The organism is Nocardia sp. NPDC049707, assembly GCF_040674855.1.
In the GTDB taxonomy this organism is placed as follows: Bacteria; Actinomycetota; Actinomycetes; order Mycobacteriales; family Mycobacteriaceae; genus Nocardia.
Genome location: NZ_JBFANN010000010.1, coordinates 66,282 through 84,205, shown reverse-complemented (window position 1 = coordinate 84,205; position 17,924 = coordinate 66,282). Strand labels below are relative to the sequence as shown.

Here is a 17,924-nt window from a genome sequence, read left to right as displayed (position 1 = left end):
AGGATTCGGTTTACGGAGTCGGTGGTGCGCCATGCCGGTCGCCGGGTGCCGGGATGGGCACCTCTTCTGTCGTCAGCACTGCCCGAACGGTGCCCAGCCGCGCCGAGCGGCCGGAGAGCGCACCGTCGCCGGAAGCCGCGAGGACGCGCAGCCGAGTAGTCGTGCGGAGGCCGAGCAGATGCAGGGCTCGCGAGCGTTCGGCAGTGCCGGCTCTCTCCGACAGCGCCAGCTCGATCAACGCGGGTCACCCAGCTCCGGCAGCCGGACCCTGGTGAGGTCGAGCAAGACGGCGGTGGCGATCGCGAAGCGTTCCAGCAGGATGTCATCCAGTGGTGTGGGCTCGCCCGCGCGGGCCACCCAGACCACCGCGTCGCCATCGAGCCGGCACGTGGCCGCTCCGGCGGGTGGTCGCCCGGACGCATCGACGCCCTGCCGGCCCGGCTCCGCCCGCACTGACAGCCCCTGACCGGGGACGTGCACGCCGACGGGGCATTCGGCGAGCTGGGCCGGCCGGGGGACGTGGGAACGGCATCGCACCCAGCACACCAATGTGTTTCGTGGTCGGTTGCGGAGTGGGCTGTGCGAGCGGCGGATGCAGGCCCAGCGAAGCCGGGAAATGCTGCTCTACCGATGCCGGCATCCCGAGCGTCCGTGGTGGCTGATCGGCAAGACGTGCGCTTCGGATCATCCCCGGTCTGTGAAGCGGTGGGTTTGCGGTGGTGCCCAGCCGGGGTCGCCGGTGTGGGCGAACTGTACCCACGCACCGTGCATGCGCGCGGCGAGCATGGGAGGGGCTTCGGCCGGGCCGAGTAGGCCGCGGGGGCCATGTAGCGCCGGTAGGTTCAGGCAGTCGAATACGAATGGGAGTTCCACGGTGTGTGCCGCGCCGAGTCGGCCGTTCAAAGCGGCGGATTGCCAGTCGAATTCGTAGGTGTAGGTGGGGGCCGTCCGGCGGGTGGCGTGGGCGTCGGCGAGGTGTCGGCTGCCGGTCCCGAACAGGGCATCGCCCAACAGTGTCGAATGCAGTTCCTCCGGAGTCGCTTGTGGGTATCGGGCACGGTACCGCGCGATGAGTGCCTCGGGATCGGTGTCGATGCGGGCGGCGGTGGCGTATACCTCGGCCTCTGTCGGCGAATTGCGTTGCGGCACAAGGTAGAGGTTGGCCTCGCGGGTGTTCGTCCCGACGATCAGCGGCACCTCGGCCCCGGCTCCGGCAGCCACGGTTTCGGCCGGTTGCCGGTCGAGGACCAGGCTGAACGGGCTGAATCCGGCGAGTGGGTCGGACCTGGTTTCGGTGCGCAGGTCCAGGCCGGTCAGCTTCGGCGCCAGTGCGACGAGACGTTCGTCCGGGATATCGGCGAAATCCTTTGCTGTTGGTCCGATTCCGAGGGCATCGGCGGCTGCGTGCGTGACTCGTGCGGCTTGTTCGGGAGAGAACGCGCCGAAGCCGTTGCCGCTCTGCACAATGGCGCGATGGAACAGCTTCGCCGCCTCGGGAACGGCGAGTAATCCACCGACGATAGTGGCCCCCGCGGACTGACCGAACAGGGTGACGTTGTCGGGGTCGCCGCCGAACTGGGTGATGTTGCGCTGCACCCACTGCAGGGCCGCGATGATGTCGAGCATTCCGCGGTTGGCCGGTGCGCCGGGCAGATCGAGGAATCCGGGGGCCCCCAGGCGATAATTGACGGTCACCAGGACGACGCCGTCACGTGCGAAAGCTGTTCCGTCATAGAGCGATGCACGGCTGGATCCGCTGACGAACCCGCCACCGTGCACGAACACCATGACCGGGCTGTTGCGGGCCTGCTGGGGTGCCCAGACGGTCACCGTCAGGTAGTCCGCGCCGGGGATCCAGCCGGGGCCGAAATACGGTGACATGTCGAGTTTTCCGAAGCCGTCGCGGCGCGGCTGGGGCGCGGTGGGCCCGGGCCGAGTGGCGTCACGAACACCGGGCCAGGGCTGGTGCGGTCCGGGCGCGGCGAATCGGGCGGATCCGATCGGCGGTGCGGCGTAGGGGATGTCGAGGAAGACGTGCGCGGTGTCGGTGCGGCCGCGGACGGCGCCTTCGGTGGTGGTGACAATCGGGTCGGACATATGAGGTTTCCTGGTGTCTCGGATCGGATCTGTCGTGTGTGTCAGAGGCGCGTGAAGGGTGCCCATTCCTTGATGGCGAATGTGCCTGCGTCGCGGATGATTTCGGCGCCGCCGTGCCCGCCGAGATGCGCGGGCAGCACGAGCGCGTTCGTGTCGGCTGCCCAGCCCAGTAGCCGACGGCGGGTGGTCCGGGCCTGCGCCGGGTCTTCGCAGAAGCAGCTGTTGGTGTCGGGTTCGACGAACTGCAAGGCGGTGTGTAGCAGATCACCGACGAATACGGCACGGTCGGTGCCGGATTGCAGGGTGAGTACCGATGATCCGGGGGTGTGCCCGGGCGCCAGATCCAGCGTCAGGTTCGAGTCGATGCGATAGCTGTCGTCCCACAGTACGGTGTGGCCCGCTTGGTATACCGGGGCGATGCTGTCTTCGAAGACGTTCTGGTTACCGCGGCCCAGGGTCGACCGGTGCTCGTTGGCGGGATTCCAGAAGTCGAAGTCGCGTCGGGGCATGAGGTAGGTGGCATTGGGGAACGTCGGGACCCAATGGCGATCGTGGAGGTAGGTGTTCCAGCCGACGTGGTCCACGTGCAGATGGGTGTTGATCACCAGGTCGACGTCTTCCGGCCGCACTCCGGCCCGGGCGAGGTTGCCGAGGAAGTCGGTGTTCAGGTGACCCCAGACGGGCGCATACGGTCGCTCCTTGTGATTGCCGACGCCGGTGTCGACCAGGATCGTCACGCCTTCGCTGCGCAACAACCAGGTCTGCACGGCCGAGACGCACTCGTTGGTATCCGAATCGACGAAATCCGGTGTGAGCCAGGACTTATGGCGTTGCCAGGCGTCCTCGGGACTGTCGGGGAAGAAGGTCTCCGGTGTCATTTCGACCGAACCGTAGTACTCCATGATCCGGGTGATCGTGACATCACCCAGCACGATCTCGTGCATGTTGCGCTCCTGGGGTTCTCGCTGCTTTCTGCCTCAGCGTGCTGCCCTGATGCGACGGGGTACCAGCCCTGCTTGTGCGTATCCCTCGTAGGGTCAGGCTCCCGGCTGGCCGAAGGTGCAGACTGGGCTCATGAGTGGTGGTGCCGTGCAGTTGGGGGAATTCCTGCGGGCGCGGCGTGCGCGCCTGCGCCCGGAGGACGTCGGTCTACCCGAGTTTCCCGGACGGCGGCGGGTGACCGGTCTGCGTCGGGAAGAGCTGGCGCAGCTGGCCGGGGTGAGCGTGTCCTATTACACGCGGCTGGAACAGGGCCAGTCCGGCAATGCCTCCGCCGCCATTCTCGACGCACTCGCCAGCGCGCTGCAGCTCGACGAGCACGAGCATGAGCACCTGCGCCGACTCGCGACGCGACGCCCGCGAGCCGAACAGCCGCCACAGGAGCGACTGCATCCACTGACGCGAGATCTGATGTGCGCCTTCGAAACAGCACCTGCAGTGGTTCTCGGCCGACGAACCGACATCCTGGCCTGGAATGCGTTGGGGCATGCGCTACTTGCCGGGCATATCGACCGCGCCGCGCCGGATCGCCCCGCGGACCGACCCAATCAGGCTCGAATGTTGTTCCTGGACTCGCACACCCGCGATCTGTACGCTGACTGGCCGCGCAAGGCCCGCGCTGTAGTCGGCAATCTCCGGCTCGTCGCGGGCAGGCACCCCGATGACACGCTCCTGGCCGCTCTGATCGGCGAATTGTCCATGAAGAGCCCGGAATTCGTGAAGCTGTGGAGCGACCACCGAGTCAAACCGTGCGAAGCCGACGCCTACGACCTACATCACCCACTGGTCGGCCCGCTCACCGTCACACAACAAATCCTCATCCCCGCACGCTCACCCGAACATTCGGTCGTAGTCGTCACGACGCCGCAGGGATCCAGCGCGGCGGACTCCCTCGCGCTCCTCGCACAATCCATTCCGGCCGAGGCCCGCCGGTCGCTGTTGCCGGTGCAACGCTGACGAGCTCGCCGATCGCCGCCAACCTCCGCTGATGACGAATATCCGATAATCAGCGTAAGACGTTTTGTGTCAAGCGGTTTCGGCTGGGGGGTCGAGGTATGCGGCCGTTGCTATCTGCACGAACGATCGGATCAAGGGGTTGGTGTCGCCCTCGTTCCAAACCACCACCACCCTGCTCGGCGCCATATCGATCAGCGGGACCGCGGCCAGTCCCTCGGGCACAGTGTGCCCGAGAGGAGTTATGCCGACGGTGCCGGTCCAGAGCACGGCCTGCACACATTCCTGGACGACTCGCACTATCGGGCCTTCACGTGGCTCGCCTCCGTTCCAATAGGTCTGCCAGACGGGGTCGGTGCCGTCGGGGAACTGGAACCAGCGACGGCCGGCCAGATCGGCCAGCTTCAGCTGGTCGCGGCGGGCCAGCGGATCGTCGGCACGTAGTACCGCCCCGACCGGGTCGGCACGCAGCTCACGCGCGGTCAGGGCGGTGTCGTTGAACGGTGCGCGGGTGACAGCGACGTCGACAAGTCCGGCTTTCAGCCCGCACGTGGGGTCGGTGAGGTCGGTATCGCGGATGCGGATGTCGACCTCGGGGTGCTTGCGGCTGTAGGCGTTGGCCAGCCTGGTGATGCCCGGGTCGGTGCCGTCTCCCAGGATGCCGATGGTGAGGTTCGTGTTTCCGGCCGCGGCGGCCACCCTCGTGCTGACGCGGTCGGCCCTATCGAGCAGCAGGCGTGCCTCGTCGAGCAGCACCGCCCCGACCCGGGTGAGACCGACGCCGGTGGGCGACCGGTCGAAAAGAGCTGCGCCGACTTCGGCCTCCAGCTGCTGGATGGCGCGGCTCAGCGGCGGTTGGCTCATGTGCAGTCGGGCGGCGGCGCGACCGAAGTGGCGTTCCTCGGCGACAGCTACGAAGTAACGCAGCGTACGTAGCTCCACGCTGGCACGATACCCTTCCGGTATCGGCATCGCAGAACAGGTCTTGGACACCCCTGACATCCGGGCGGTGCAATCGATACATGACCGACGAAGCAAAGAACGACGAAAAGAACTCCGGTGCAACAGTTTCGGTAGTGCGGCCCGGCGAGGGTGAGTCGATCATGTTGGGTGCCACGCGAATGCGCGTTCTCGAGGACGGCAGCAACACCGGGCACCGTCTCGGGATCGCCGAATCCGTCTTGGCCCCATACACTCCGGGACCGCCGCAGCACCAGCATGCCCAGCACGACGAAGGGTTTTACATCATCTCCGGCACGGTGCGTTTCACCGTCGGCGACACCGATTACGACGCGGCAGCGGGCACGCTGGTGATGGTCCCACCCGGGGCTCCGCACACATTCGCCAACATCACCGGCCAACCGGCCGTCATGCTCAGCACCTTCACACCCGACCTGTATGTGCAGTACTTCCGCGACCTACAGGACATGATCGCCGGCGGCCGGGAACTGACACCGCAGGTGAACGTCGAAGTCATGAGCCACTACGCGACCGAGCCCGCCACCGACTTCGCCTGAACCCAGCGGGTCGAGCTGCGTTTTCGCCCCGGCCCGCGCATGTCACCGCTGGATGGAATTGTGAACATCGCTTTCTTGATCGTTGCCGGCCTGCTCGCCCTCTTCTACCTCTATGCAGGCGCACTGAAGATCACCCGAAGCCGGGATCGACTCCGGCCCATGATGGCCTGGGTGGACCGCATACCACTACCCGCCGTCCGGGTCGTCGGCGTGCTCGAAGTTCTCGGCGCGCTCGGGCTGATCCTTCCACCGCTGACCGGCCTCGCGCCCTGGCTCGCCATGGGCGCGGCCACCGGTTTCGTACTGCTACAACTCGGTGCGATCCCGGTCCATCTGACCGGCAAAGACCGACAAATCGGCCTCAACATCACACTGCTTCTCGCAGCAGCCGTGACCGTGTGGCTGGCGCCCGGCCGGGTGTGATCTCCAGCCAGGACGCGACCCCTTTATGCGTTTCGTCCAGACCTGAATGGTGCTCCAACGCACGCTATTCCGATGTGCGGACGTCTGCGTGTTGCGCCAACTGCGTGGGGTTGCTCTGCTCCGCGCAGTCCGGGACTGCTTGGGAGACACGCCCTAGCGTTCCTCGAAGGCGATATTGGCGAAGAGCATTTCCTCGAATCTGATCTTCATCTTCTCCGCCGCCACCGCGTCGATGACGTCCGTCGCGTATTCGAGCAGACCGAACCAGGACTGTGGTCCGCCGCTGCCGTTCGTTACTTCTGACAATATCAGCGACACGTCGAAATCCGCGGGAGTCCTGGTGGCAACCGGTTCCCATTCTGCTTGCAGTCCAACACCTTTCGGGTCGGGAGCCGGAATGTTCTGGAATGCCAGGCGCACCCTCAGCCGGTCCCGAATTCCGAGATGCTCGGTGACGAACTCGAAGGGTATGTCCTGGTTGTCCAGGGCCGCCAGCGTGGTTCGCCGAACCTGGGCCAACAGCGCCGGAAAGGTGGGCGCGCTGGTGAGATCGCTACGTAGGACGAGGAAGTTCGTGAATCGCCCGATGGCCGCTTCCATCCCCGGCTCGGTTCGGCCCGCTGTGGGCGCGCACACGGCGAGGTCGTACCCCAGTCCGAATTCGCCGAGCATGAGCACGAATGCGGTGTGCACGACCATGTAGACACTGACGTGGTGCGCGACGGCGAATGCTTCGAGTCGACGACAATTGTCCTCATCGAAGCCGATATATACCTGGCCGGCGTACGGCTGCGGCGCATCGGCGGGCCGGCGCAGGGGCGGCGGCACCTCTGGCAGACCGGCGAGAGTTGTTGTCCAGTACGCGAGTTGCTGGTCGATCGGTGCGGTAGTGCCGAGATCCTCGACCAACCGGCGTTGCCAGATCGCGTGCGCGGCGTACTGGATGGGCAGTGGTTGCCAATCCGGTTGTGCGCCTATGCTGCGAGCTCGCACGGCCGAGGCGAGATCATGGATCAGCGGCGCGGCCGACCAGCCATCCGCAGCGATATGGTGCAGCATGATCAGCAGGAGGTCGGTTTTGTCGTCGCCCCGGTAGAGGCGTACCCGCAGCGGGACCTCGGTGCGTACGTCGAATGGTCTGGTGGTGCACGCCAACAGTTCTGCCGCACCGTCCGCAGTCGTGGATGTGGCGAAATCGATGGTGCCGCACGGGAGTACTTGCTGGTGACCGGGAAATACGGTACGCAGAATCTCGTGGCGGTCAACCAGGTCGGTGAGAGCGTGAGCCATCGCCGTCGAGTTGGTCGCTCCGGGTAGCCGCAACGCGAAGATGTACGCGCGACCGGGGCCGAGCGCTGTGCGCTCATGTTCGTTCAGCTCGAGCAGTCGCCGTTGCGGAAACGATAGCGGCACAACATCGGGATGGCGAATGCCGACCCGACTCCGCAGACCATCACGACGTGCCGGAATAGCGGCGATAGCGGCCACGGTTCGCGCCTCGAAAACCTCCTGCACCGAGACGTTTTCGCCGAGTACCTCTCGGATCCGAGCACGCAGCCGGACCGCACCGAGCGAATCACCGCCCATGGTGAAGAAGTCGTCGTCGGCACCGATCGCGGACAGACCGAGAACCTCGCCGAATACTCCCGCGATCGCCTGCTCGCGCTCGGTACGCGGCGCCCGACCGGTCGAGCGGGCAGCGAAATCGGGGTCGGGCAAGGCGTCCACGTCGAGCTTGCCGTTGGGGGTCAGCGGCCAAGCATCGATCGTGGTGATCGCCGCGGGGACCATATGTTCCGGCAGTTCGAGGGCAACCCGCTGAGACAATTCCGCGACAGTGGCGGCGCCGCTGCGCCGGACATAGACGAGCAGTCGGCCATCACGAACGATCGCCTTCGCCTCTCCGACGCCATTCGCACGGGAAACAACCGCTTCGATCTCACCCAGCTCGATCCGGAATCCGCGCAATTGCACCTGCTCATCCGCACGCCCAAGATATTCGAGCCGGCGCCCGCGCCACCGGCCGACATCACCGGATCGGTACATACGTTCGCCCGGCGGGCCGAATGAGCTGGCTACGAACCGGGTCGCGGTCAGGCCCGGCCTATCTCGATAGCCGCGCGCGACTTGCGGTCCAGTCACGTAGATCTCGCCGTGAGCACCGAGCGGCGTAGTTCGTAGCCGACTGTCGAGAAGGTGGATCCCCACCCCGGGTAGTCCGTGCCCAATGGCACCGGTCATCGACTCTTGTGTGTCGAACTCTCGAATCGTCACGTGCACAGTCGTTTCGGTGATCCCATACATGTTGACCAGCCGTGGCTGCCGCTTCGAATGTCGTGCGTACCAGTTGATCAGTTTGCGCGTGTCCAGTGCCTCCCCACCGAGCACTATGTATCGCAGACAGACGTCGTGCTCCGGTGCGGCCGCGTCCGCGTCGATCAGTTGATAGAACGCCGACGGTGTCTGACTCAGTACCGTAACCCGTTCGCGGGCGAGTAATTCCAGAAATCGGTCGGGTGAACGCGAGGTCATTTGATCGACGATCACCGCCGTGCCGCCGGACGATAGTGCACCCCATAGTTCCCAGACCGCGAAATCGAAGGCGTAGGAATGAAATACCGTCCACACGTCGTCGGGGCCGACGTCGAACGCCGGGAGTGCGTTCGTAAGCAAACGCACGACGTTTCGGTGCGTCACCGCGACCCCCTTCGGGGTGCCGGTGGAGCCGGAGGTATAGATGACGTAGGCGAGGTCATCGGGGTACGGAGACGATCTCGGCGGATGTGCGGGGAATCTGTCGGTGCTGTCGCCGAATTCGACCAGTACGACCGGGATATCACCCAGGGGTAGTTCAGGTCGGAGTTGGGCAGTGGTCAGCACACAGCCTGGGCTGGCGTCGGCTAGTACGAACTCGAGGCGAGCCGCCGGGTAGGCCGGATCAATGGGCAGGTAGGCGGCGCCCGCGCGCAGCACCGCAAGGAGGGCGACCGGCATGTCCGCGGTGCGTTCGACGGCGACGCCAACCACTGATCCTGGGCCTATGCCGTGCTGGATCAAACGCCGGGCCGTGCGGTCGGCACGGTCGGAGAGTTGCGCGTAGGTCACAGTGGCAGCAGCGGCACGCACCGCGATCGCGTCCGGGTGCGCACGACATTGTGCGTCGATGAGATCGACAAGGGAGGTAACCGGCGGCTCGACACCGGGGCGATGCGACTGACGAAGGATCTTCTCGTGTTCTCCGTCGAGGAATACATCGACGTTGCCGACGGTGGCGGTCGGGGCGTCGACGATGCTCGTCAGCACGCCGAGCAGCCTGTTTGCGATCAATTGCACCGTCTCTTTGTCGAAACAGTCGCGCGCATAGGAGATTTCGCCCTGCATCGCACCGGCACCGACGTCGGTGATCGCGACGGTGAGGTCGAACTTCTCGGTGTGGTTGGGCAGCGCGAGCGTGACCGCTTGCAGCCCGGGTAGCTCGAAGGTCGCGTCGAGCAGATTCTGGAAGGCGAGCGCGACCTGGAACAGTGGGGACCGAGATGAGAGCCGTTGTGGTGCAAGGGCATCCACGACCTGTTCGAACGGCACGTCCGAGTTCGCGAAAGCCGCCAGGTCGGTGTCACGTTGCCGGGCAAGTAGCACGGTGAACGATTCGACCGGATCGATGCGCGTCCGCAATACCACCGTATTGACGAACATCCCGATCAGGTAGTCTATTTCGGCTTCGCCTCGCCCGGCGACGGGTGTGCCGATGGCGATATCGTCCGCTCCGGACAGTCGTGCCAGCAGTATCGCCAACGCGGTATGGACAACCATGAAGACCGACGCGTCGTGTTCGCGGGCGAGGGCGCGCAACCTGTTCGCGAGCTCCGTGTCTATGGTGAAGTGCACGGAGGCGCCCGCATAGGACGGGACGCGCGGACGGACTCGATCGCCGGGGAATGCGGATTCCTCCGGCAGCCCGGCCAGTGCGTCGCGCCAGTATTCGAGCTGAGCGGCGGCGAGGGAATCGGGATCTTTCCCACTGCCGAGCGATTCCCGGTGCCACAGGGAGTAATCGGCGTACTGCACCGGAAGCGGGGCCCAGCCCGGCTCCGCGCCGACGGTTCGAGCAGCGTAGGCCAGCATCATGTCCCGGGTGAGTGGTCGCATGGACCAGCCATCGGCACTGATGTGATGTGCCACGAAGAGCAGCACGTACTCACGGTTGGCATCGGGCGCGTGGACCTCCAACAGGGCCACACGCCATGGCGTCTCGGCGGTCACATCGAATCCGGTCGCAACGATCTCCGCGATTCGCGCGGCCATCGCGTCCATCGGGACAGATTCCGGCACGAGATCCACGACCACCGTGTCGACCGGCAGGACCACCTGCATCCCGACGCCGGCACCGTCCGCCGGATATACGGTGCGCAGCACCTCGTGCCGCGACACTACATCGGCCACCGCCGCCCGCAGTGCGGCCACGTCGAGTTCCCCGGTGAGCCGCACCGCGACGGGAATGTGGTACGCCGCCGAGGTGGTGTCGAGATGGTTGAGCAGCCACATCCGCTGCTGCGCTGGCGATAACGGGATCTCCGACGGTCGCGGACCGGCCACCAACCGCCTGTGGTTTCCCGCGCCGATTCGGCGTGCTACCAGAACTGCGAGCGCCGCCACCGTCGACGCCTCGAAGAGCAGGCGGACCGGTAACCGGGTATCGCACGCGGCGCCGATGCGTGCCATCACGCGGGTGGCTACCAGCGAGTTGCCGCCGAGCGCAAAGAAGTCGTCATCGGCGCCGACTCGCTCGACATCGAGTACGTCGGCGAACACATCGGCGATGAGCCGCTCGACCGGGGTTGTCGGCGCTCGGAATGCCGATGGCTGGAATTCCGGTTCCGGCAGTGCCGTGCGGTCGAGTTTGCCGACGGGCGTCAGCGGAATCTCGTCGAGCAGGATGACCGCCGCAGGGACCATATGCGACGGCAACGTGCGTGCCGCGTAGGCGATCAGTGCTGCGGGTGTGGGTGAGCGGTCCGGAGCGGCAAGCACATACGACACCAGGAGCGTTGTCTCCGTGTTTGTTTCATGGCTCAGTGTGATTACGAACCCGACATCCTCGTGCCCGCCGAGCACGGCGTCGATCTCGCCGAGTTCGATACGGAAGCCCCGGATCTTCACCTGAAAGTCCACGCGGCCGACGAACTCGAGTTCCCGATTCGCCGCCGGCTCGTCATCGCCGGTCCGTTCGTCCTGGACCGCGCGCCACCGGACCAGGTCACCGGTCCGGTACATGCGCGAGCCGGGCGCACCCCAAGGATTGGCCACGAAGCAGTTCGCGCTCGCACCGGCCCGATTGTGGTAGCCGCGCGCCAGGGCCGCGCCTGCCAGATACAGCTCACCCATCACACCGGGCGGAACCGGACACAGCCGCGAGTCGAGCACATACGCCGACACACCCCGCACCGGCGCGCCGATCGTAATTCGTTGTCCAGAAACTAATTCCGAGTACGACGAGATAATCGTGGTCTCGGTGGGGCCGTAGCCGTTGAAGTAGCGGCGACCCGGCTGCCAGTTACTGAGCAGTTCCGGTGTGGTGACATCGCCACCCACCGAGAGCATTTTCAGCTCTGGCAGCCCGGTTGGATCAACCGTGGCGAGTACTGCCGGGGTAATGATCGCGTGGGTTACCGATTCGGCACCGAGTAGCTCACCCAGTTCATGGCCACCGACAACCTCGGGCGGCACGATCACCAATGTCGCGCCGACCGCGAACGTGCACAGCCACTCCAGCACGGATGGATCGAAGCTCGGCGAGCAGATATGGAGAAACCGATGGTCCGCTGTCAGGGAATACAGCTCCACCGCATGATCGACCAACCCGCCGAGTCCAGCGTGGGTGATGGTGACACCTTTCGGCAGACCGGTCGAACCCGATGTGTAGATCACGTACGCCGGATTCGAATCGCGCAGCGGCATAACGCGATCGGCATCGGTGACGGGGGCCGCGGACTGCCGCGCGAGCAACGTCTTGGTCGAAGGATCATCGAGGGTCAGCCAGTCCAGCGTGCCGGGCAGCGAATCCACCCACTCTCCGGTCGTAATTCCCACGACCGCATCGGAATCGGTGACCATGTGACGCACCCGATCCACTGGATAGGACGGATCGACCGGTACGTGCGCGCCACCCGCTTTCGCCACTGCCATAACGGCGGCGACCATTTCATAGGAGCGTGGGAGAGCGACGGCGACCAGCTTTTCCGGACCGACACCGCAATCGATCAGTACCCGCGCCAGACGTGCGGAATAGTCGTCGAGCTCGCCATAGGTCACCGAACGATCGTCGTATCGCACTGCTACCCGATGCCTGCCGAGGCCGACTCCGCGTGTCAGTAGTTCCGGCAGCAGAGCGGCGGCAGGCTCGGTGCCGTCGGTTCGAGTGAGCCGTTCGTACTCAGCCTCGGACAGGAGCATCGCATCGCCTACCGGCCGATCGGGTGCGCCGGTCACGGCCCGCAGCAGCCGCGCGAACCGCTGCGCGAATTCCGCGACGGTGCTCTCGTCGAACAGGTCACGCGCGAACACGAAGGCCGCTACCAGTCCGATGGGGTCTCCGCTCTCGGCGACCTTTTCCCGAACGCTCAGCGACAGATCGAATTTCGCGGGTTCGGCGGTCGGGTCGATGACCGTGAGCCTTACCCCTGGCAGTTCGAGGACCGGTTCGCTGATATTCTCCAGCGTCAACATGACCTGGAACAGCGGGTGCCTGCCAGGCGAGCGCGGCGGATCGATCGCCTCGACCAGCCATTCGAACGGGGTATCGGCGTGCGCGAATGCATCCAGATCGGTTTTCCGTGCCGCACAAAGCAATTGCGTGAAATCGGCATCCAGGCGCACCCGTGTCCGCAGCACAAGCGTGTTGACGAACATACCAACGAGGTCGTCGAGTTCGGCTGCGCCGCGTCCCGCGACCGGCGTCCCGATCGCGATGTCCTCCGTGCCCGATATTCGGGCCAGGAAGACCGCGAACGCCGCGTGCAGCACCATGAACAGGGTGGCGCCATGCTCTTGGGCGAGCCGCAGCGACGCCGCATGCACCGTCGCGGGAATCACGAATTCCACCCGACCGCCGTCGAAGGACGCCGCGGCGGGCCGTGGTCGGTCGGCGGGCAGGTCGATTTGATCCGGCAGCCCGTCCAGGGTGTGCAACCAATGCGAAAACTGTTGTCCGGAACGCGATTCCGAGTCTTCACGAGTGCCGATCACCTTGTGCTGCCATACCGCGAAATCGGCGTACTGCACGGCGAGCGGCATCCACTGTGGTGCCCCGCCAAGGGTGCGTGCGGTGTATGCGAGCATCAGGTCGCGGGTGAGCGGTCCGAGCGACCAGCCGTCCATGCCGATGTGGTGCGTAACGAACACCAGCACGTACTCGGCATCTGTGAGCTGGAACAGACGGATGCGGAAGGACACCTCCGTAGCCACGTCGAAACCGCAGGCTACGATTCGCCGCATCTCATCGTTCATCTGATCGGCTTCGATCCGAATCGGCGACAGCTCGATGGGCACGTCGTGCGGTGCCAGTACCTGCTGCGCAGGTCCTTGCGTGTGCGAATCTCCTTCGAGCAGTGGATAAACGGTGCGCAGGACGTCGTGGCGCACGACGACGTCGGCGACGGCTCGCCGCAACGCGACGATGTCGAGCATGCCGGACATCCGCAGTGCAATCGGGATGTTGTAAGCCGCCGAAGAAGGATCGAACTGGTTCAGCAACCACATCCGCTGCTGCGCGAACGACAATGGAATGCGATCCGGGCGCGGACCGCCGATCAGTGGCAACCGCTCTCGTGGTTGCGCCGTCCGCTCGATCGCCACCGAAAGTTCGGCCACCGTCGGCGCGTCGAACACCATGCGAACCGGCACGCGCCTGTCGACCGCGTCTGAAAGGCGGGCCGCGACCTGCGTAGCGACCAGCGAGTTGACTCCCAGCATGAAGAAGTCATCGTCGACGCCGACCCGCTCGATTCCGATCACCTCAGCGACGATCTCGACGATCGTCGCTTCCAGCGGAGTCGACGGTGGGCGGAACGCGGTGGGCGCGAATGACGGTTGCGGCAATGCCTTTCGGTCCAACTTGCCATTCACATTGAGCGGCATGGCATCCAAAGCCACGTAGGTATCCGGCACCATATACAACGGCAGCACTGCCGACAGGGCGGAGCGCACCTGTGCTGTGTCGATGGTGATCGTCCGGTCATCGGAAACGAGGTATGCGACGAGCCGGTCGCCCACGCGCGCGCTCGATACAGCGACAACCGCCGCCTGACCGATCTGCGGCAGCGCCAGCAGCGCCGACTCGATCTCGGCGGGCTCGACCCGCTGACCGCGCAGCTTCATCTGGAAATCAGTGCGTCCCAGGTAGTCGAGCACCCCCGTCCCGTCGAGCTCGCGCCATACCACCAGGTCTCCGGTGCGGTACAGGCGTTCGCCGGCATTGAAGGGATCGGCGACGAACCGGTCGGAGGTCAGTGCGAAGCTGCCCACATAGCCGCGCGCCAACTGGCGTCCCGCCAGATACAACTCGCCCGCGACTCCGACCGGTACCGGCCGCAGTCGTGAATCCAACACGTAGACACCGGTATTCCACGCGGGTCGGCCGATCGGCACACCAACCGTGTCCGACGAGCCGGTCTGCCAATGCGTCGCGCTGACAGTCGCTTCGGTGGGCCCATAGAGGTTGTGCAGATTCGCCGCGCTTATCGCGCGAAAGGCCGCCACAGTACCCGGGGACAAAACTTCCCCGATGACGAAAATATGCCGCAGGGTTCGGCATTGCTCGGCCGTCGCAATGGTTCGGAATACATCGAGCATCGACGGGACGAAGTCGGTGACGGTGATCCGATGCCGAGAAATCAAGAACGCCAAACGGAATGGGTCTCGATAGTCCGCGCCGGACGCCAGAACCAGCCGGGCGCCGACCAGTAACGGGAGAAAAGATCCCCACAGCGATACATCGAAGGCATACGGCGTTTTGTGCAGCACGACATCGTTGGCTTCGAGACCGAACGTATCGAGCATCCACAGCATTTGATTGGTGAGCGCATCGTGAGTGACCGCGACACCCTTGGGCTTTCCGGTGGAACCGGAGGTATAGATCACGTAGGCGAGATTGTTGCCGCGCAGCGGCATTCGCCGATCCCGATCGGTGATCGCGGTGCCGGGTCGACGGGACAGGTCGAGGGTGTCGATGTCCATGCGGCGAACGCGATCGGGTAAGTCCACGCGATCCGTCGAACAGGTGAGGACGCGAACCGGATTTGCGCTGCGCAGAATCTGCCCGGTGCGTTCGGCGGGTAGGTCGGGGTCGATCGGCAGCCACGCGCCGCCCGCTTGCCATACCGCGTGCATAGCGATCACCGAGTGCAGGTTCCGCCGCAGACACAGTCCCACAAGCGATTCCGGCCCGATACCGTCCGCGATGAGGTGACGCGCCAATCTGTTCGATTGTTCGGCGAGCTCGGCGTAACTCAATACCTCGCCGTCGAATTCCACCGCGACCGCATGCGGGGTGCGTGCGGCTTGGGCACTCAACAGTGCTGGAAGGACGGTATCGGGGATGTCATAACCCGTTGCGTTCCAATCGATCAGCACCTGGGCACGTTTTCCGGGGGCGAGCAGCGGAAGCGCCCACACCGGCTCGTCGCCGGACGCGGCGAGGAATCGTGGGAGGAACTCGATGAAACGGCTGTGCTGTTCACGTGCCGCAGTGTCGGTGTGCACGTTCGGGTTGGTCTCGAAGTCGATCCGATACCGCTGCTCGGCGACCGATCGATAGATATTGACAGCGAGGTCATCGACAGCGCCCGTGGCCAGGACATGAACCCGTCCGACGGCGCGGTCGATCGTGACTGCGGCGTCCAACGGGAGGATATTGATCCGTGGGCCGAAGCTCCTGATCTCACGTCCCCGCGCCGCGCTATCGCGGCGAATGTCCTCGACACGGTAGCGCTGATGACGCAGTGCCCCGGTTACCGCCAACCGCACCGCCCGCAGCAGCTCGGACACTGTCGAGTCGTAGCCGATCGGCAGGCGCAGCGGAACAATGTTGGACACTGTGCCTGCGGAGCGGCGCATCCGTGCCGTCATGCGCGCGGCGACCGGAAGACTCAATGTCACCTCGCTCGTGCCGGTAACCTGTGCCAGGTAAGCCGCGAAGGCCGCGATCAAAACGGTGGAATCCGTTGCCCCCCAACGTTCGACCGCAACGTCGAGTCCCGAGTCGTGAGCTGACAATTCGGATCCGACAATGTTTGAGGCCGTCGGCAGCGCGGTCCGCCCGGCTGGACCAGCGCTCTGCTCGTAGCCGGCGAGTCTATCGATCCAATACGATCGGTCGGTATCGAAACGTGAACTGCGGCGATAGGTCAGCTCGGACTCGACCAACCCGCGCAGGTCACCGACGGTGGCCGGCGCGGGCGGCCGCCCTGCGGTGATCGCGGTGTATCGAGCTGCCGCACGCGTGATCAGGTTCATCGCGGCAAAGCCATCCATCACAATGTGATGCGATCGCATGTACCAGAACCACCGCGTGTCGCTCAGCCGCAATACCGCCATGCGGACCAGTCGGTCGGCGAGAATGTCCAGGCACCTCGCGGCCTCGGCTCGCATCCAATCATGCGCGGCAGTCTCCGGATTCGCCGCTGCGCGCAAGTCGATATGATCCAGCGAGTCCTCGAGTGACGGGTCCAATACTTGCCAGATCTGGCCGTCGTATTCGTCGAATCGTACGAACCCCGAACCCAACTCGAGTCCCGCATCAATGCTGGCCTGCCGCAATATCGGCATGTCCAGATCGGCGACGACATCGACATAAGACGCGATGTTCATGGGCATCGCTGGATTGAGTTGGCAAGCACTCCAAATATCGATCTGTGCCGCCGAGAGTGGAAACCTTTCCCCCATTGCCGCGACTACGCCTTCCTGCTCAGCGGCGCAAAGCACCCCCAATCGGAGCACCTTACGACCTTGATGAAGATCGACCGCACAGCAAGAATGCGGAAATTCACCGAAAATCACTCCGCAGCAATAGATCTGGGCCTGGCTTGCAACACCACCACCGATCACGCGTGCTGCCGGACCGCCCTACCGACCCAGGGGCCGCACGTTCATCCCGGCGCCGATCGCCTGACCGAAGACTACCGATTCGGCCCACCCCGGTCTTGCCCCATACTCTGGGGCCGCAGACGCTCAGGGCAGCAACCGAACCGGAAGCGGCCTCATTTGCAGAAGGGCGACGACAGCGGTTTTCCCGCACTGCTCGGCATTCTCGAGGGCGGTCCGGCCGGAACTCTCGCGGGCTAGCAAATCGCGCACGAGTGCGGCGTCGATACCGGCGGCGGCGAGTAAATTTCCCACCGCCTGTGCGAGCGGTGGAGATCCCGAAAACCGTTGGCGGAGTGCGTGTTCTGAGGGTGCCGACGGTCGCTGACAGGGTCGCGCAGACGGTCCGCGCAGGTATGCTCGCCGCCGAGCAGCGGCCGGAGGATCAGTGTTCGAAGTAGTCTTCAGTACTGATGTGCGGATTCGGTTCTGATTGAAGGGGACCTTGAACAGGCCGATCGTGCACAGGCTCTGCCCTGGTTTTGAACAATGTGGCGAGCAGTATCAGGGGTTGTCACGATCACGATGTGCGCGGTAAGCATCACCAACAGGGGGAGGGCGAAGCCCTCGTTGGTGAGAATGCCGTGGTCTCCTACACAGTAGAGGGTGTAGTTGGTGGAGGTGCCTTCGGAGTCGTGGAAGGTGTCGGAGACGACCATGGGTTCGGTGGCCGGGGATGAACAGAACAGGGGCGCGGTGAGTTTCGCTTCGCCAGGCCAGATGGCGACGGGCACGACGATGCTGAAGGCACCGACGAGGAGGCCGGTCGAGAGGGCTGTCACTACACGGGGCATC

The 17,924-nt window shown here is 64.9% G+C and carries 10 protein-coding genes; 3 read left to right on the top strand and 7 right to left on the bottom strand.

Annotated features, from left to right (window positions below; translation table 11 throughout):
- Nucleotides 1–10: 10 nt before the first annotated feature.
- The 4 genes from AB0J29_RS12315 to AB0J29_RS12300 form a co-directional block, all read right to left on the bottom strand.
- Nucleotides 11–238 (bottom strand): hypothetical protein, encoded by a 228-nt coding sequence (locus AB0J29_RS12315; RefSeq protein ID WP_364783559.1) that lies wholly within the window; start codon nucleotides 236–238, stop codon nucleotides 11–13.
- Complete coding sequence (locus AB0J29_RS12310) at nucleotides 235–537, bottom strand: hypothetical protein (protein WP_364783556.1); 303 nt, start codon at nucleotides 535–537, stop codon at nucleotides 235–237. Before AB0J29_RS12310 ends, AB0J29_RS12315 begins: the two co-directional genes overlap by 4 nt.
- A gap of 147 nt (nucleotides 538–684) precedes the next feature.
- Complete coding sequence (locus AB0J29_RS12305; protein ID WP_364783553.1) at nucleotides 685–2,097, bottom strand: carboxylesterase family protein; 1,413 nt, start codon at nucleotides 2,095–2,097, stop codon at nucleotides 685–687.
- A 41-nt stretch (nucleotides 2,098–2,138) separates the two neighbouring features.
- The gene (locus AB0J29_RS12300) at nucleotides 2,139–3,041 is read right to left on the bottom strand and encodes an MBL fold metallo-hydrolase (protein WP_364783550.1); all 903 of its coding nucleotides are present in this window, start codon (nucleotides 3,039–3,041) and stop codon (nucleotides 2,139–2,141) included.
- A gap of 130 nt (nucleotides 3,042–3,171) precedes the next feature.
- Between AB0J29_RS12300 and AB0J29_RS12295 the strand changes: the two genes are divergently transcribed.
- Complete coding sequence (locus AB0J29_RS12295; protein ID WP_364783547.1) at nucleotides 3,172–4,053, top strand: helix-turn-helix transcriptional regulator; 882 nt, start codon at nucleotides 3,172–3,174, stop codon at nucleotides 4,051–4,053.
- Nucleotides 4,054–4,122: 69 nt separating this feature from the next.
- Here AB0J29_RS12295 and AB0J29_RS12290 read toward each other — a convergent pair whose 3' ends face one another.
- On the bottom strand, nucleotides 4,123–4,992 hold the full coding sequence (locus tag AB0J29_RS12290; RefSeq protein WP_364783544.1) for a LysR substrate-binding domain-containing protein: 870 nt from the start codon (nucleotides 4,990–4,992) through the stop codon (nucleotides 4,123–4,125).
- Nucleotides 4,993–5,072: 80 nt separating this feature from the next.
- Here AB0J29_RS12290 and AB0J29_RS12285 point away from each other — a divergent pair, with 80 nt between their 5' ends.
- Together AB0J29_RS12285 and AB0J29_RS12280 are read left to right on the top strand one after the other, a co-directional pair.
- Complete coding sequence (locus AB0J29_RS12285) at nucleotides 5,073–5,567, top strand: cupin domain-containing protein (protein ID WP_364783541.1); 495 nt, start codon at nucleotides 5,073–5,075, stop codon at nucleotides 5,565–5,567.
- Between the two features lie 60 nt (nucleotides 5,568–5,627).
- Nucleotides 5,628–5,990 (top strand): DoxX family protein, encoded by a 363-nt coding sequence (locus tag AB0J29_RS12280; protein ID WP_364783538.1) that lies wholly within the window; start codon nucleotides 5,628–5,630, stop codon nucleotides 5,988–5,990.
- 153 nt (nucleotides 5,991–6,143) lie between these two features.
- Here AB0J29_RS12280 and AB0J29_RS12275 read toward each other — a convergent pair whose 3' ends face one another.
- Nucleotides 6,144–16,931: an amino acid adenylation domain-containing protein gene (locus AB0J29_RS12275; protein WP_364783845.1), complete on the bottom strand. Its 10,788-nt coding sequence runs from the start codon at nucleotides 16,929–16,931 to the stop codon at nucleotides 6,144–6,146.
- A 602-nt stretch (nucleotides 16,932–17,533) separates the two neighbouring features.
- On the bottom strand, nucleotides 17,534–17,923 hold the full coding sequence (locus AB0J29_RS12270; RefSeq protein WP_364783535.1) for a hypothetical protein: 390 nt from the start codon (nucleotides 17,921–17,923) through the stop codon (nucleotides 17,534–17,536).
- Nucleotide 17,924 lies beyond the last annotated feature (1 nt).

Excerpts from the sequence above, each read along its gene's own strand:
- AB0J29_RS12305 (WP_364783553.1), bottom strand. The coding sequence starts at position 2,097 with ATGTCCGACCCGATTGTCACCACCACCGAAGGCGCCGTCCGCGGCCGC.
- AB0J29_RS12300 (WP_364783550.1), bottom strand. The coding sequence starts at position 3,041 with ATGCACGAGATCGTGCTGGGTGATGTCACGATCACCCGGATCATGGAG.
- AB0J29_RS12275 (WP_364783845.1), bottom strand. The coding sequence starts at position 16,931 with ATGGGGGAAAGGTTTCCACTCTCGGCGGCACAGATCGATATTTGGAGT.
- AB0J29_RS12270 (WP_364783535.1), bottom strand. The coding sequence starts at position 17,923 with ATGCCCCGTGTAGTGACAGCCCTCTCGACCGGCCTCCTCGTCGGTGCC.
- AB0J29_RS12295 (WP_364783547.1), top strand. The coding sequence starts at position 3,172 with ATGAGTGGTGGTGCCGTGCAGTTGGGGGAATTCCTGCGGGCGCGGCGT.
- AB0J29_RS12285 (WP_364783541.1), top strand. The coding sequence starts at position 5,073 with ATGACCGACGAAGCAAAGAACGACGAAAAGAACTCCGGTGCAACAGTT.